This window comes from Mesorhizobium sp. P5_C1 (assembly GCF_054049815.1).
In genome coordinates, this window is sequence record NZ_JBFULQ010000993.1 from 1 (window position 1) to 1,255 (window position 1,255).

The window sequence follows — 1,255 nt, forward strand, 5'->3', positions numbered from 1 at the left end:
TCGTTGCCCAGTGGGGCAAGACACATGTCCAAACGTTGCGGGAACTCGTCAGGACGCTGCAGGCCAGCAGGACGCCCATCCTGGGCGTGCTCCTGACGAAGGCCCGCGCGATGAAGTCCAAGCCCCGCATGAAACTGGTGGCGAGACATTCCTCCCTCGGAGGTCGCAAAAGCGTGTAGGGGGATCATTCCTTGGGATTAGGGGGTAGCCCTGGAGCGTCACGCTACCTCCTTTGCCTTTCTTGCCGACAAGCCCCGACCTTGGAAGAGTGATCGGAACAATTCGAACAGCAACCGTCCCATGTCAACAAACACCTTCGAGTCGCATCAGGGAACCCCGATCTGGGTTCAGCCGCCTCTTCCCGTGGCGGCTGACAGCCGAACGGCAGTCCTGCACGTTGTTCCTGCGCCCGACCACAACAGTGCCGGGGCAGTATTGACAGACCTGTCGCCCGCCATCAGGACGGGAACGACGAACCCTCCCATCGGAGGTCTCCTGAAGCGGCTCATGGATCTGGTCATAGCGGGCACGGCGCTTGTCATGGCTGCGCCTGTGATGATCGTCGTTGCCCTGCTGATCAGGATCACGGCAGGAGGCCCGGCAGTGTTCTCGCACAGCCGTATCGGGTTCGGGGGAAAGCCATTCGATTGCTATAAGTTCCGCTCGATGGTTGCCAATTCGGAAGAAGTTCTGAAAGCATATCTCGAAGCCAACCCGCATGTCTGCAAGGAGTGGGAAGAGACCCACAAGATCAGGAACGACCCTCGCGTCACGCTGCTTGGGTGGATGCTGCGCAAGTCGAGCCTCGACGAACTCCCCCAGCTCTTCAACATCATCCGTGGCGACATGAGCTGCGTGGGCCCAAGGCCCATCGTAAAGGACGAACTCATACGCTACGGCGACCACCTGGGGGAATACCTTCGGACAAGGCCGGGACTCACCGGTCTCTGGCAGGTGAGCGGAAGAAGCAGCATGGACTACGCCAACCGCGTGGCGCTCGACAGCCAGTATGTGCGGAACTGGTCGATCTGGCTCGACATCGTGATCTTGTTCAGGACGATTTTCGCAGTGATGCGCTTCGACAGGGCTGCCTGAAGTCCCGACCGCTCACCCTTCCGTCCGCTTCCAGTGGACGGACAGCGACAGGCCGACGATGTAGGCGCAAGCCAATACGAATGCCAGGATCAGGAATTTGGTGACGGTCACATGGCCGGGCAACCCAAGGCCATTCCAGGCAAAGCTTCCGATCACAAGC

General features: G+C 59.9%; 1 protein-coding gene. It reads left to right on the plus strand.

Features of this window, described 5'->3' with window-relative positions:
- Window positions 1-300: 300 nt before the first annotated feature.
- A complete protein-coding gene (locus ACXJ7R_RS33305) occupies window positions 301-1,095 on the plus strand; it encodes a sugar transferase (RefSeq protein WP_457155505.1) in 795 nt (264 codons plus the stop codon).
- Window positions 1,096-1,255: the final 160 nt, after the last annotated feature.

Bases quoted from the DNA above. Each gene is read 5' to 3' on its own strand.
- ACXJ7R_RS33305 (WP_457155505.1), top strand. From the start codon at position 301: ATGTCAACAAACACCTTCGAGTCGCATCAGGGAACCCCGATCTGGGTT.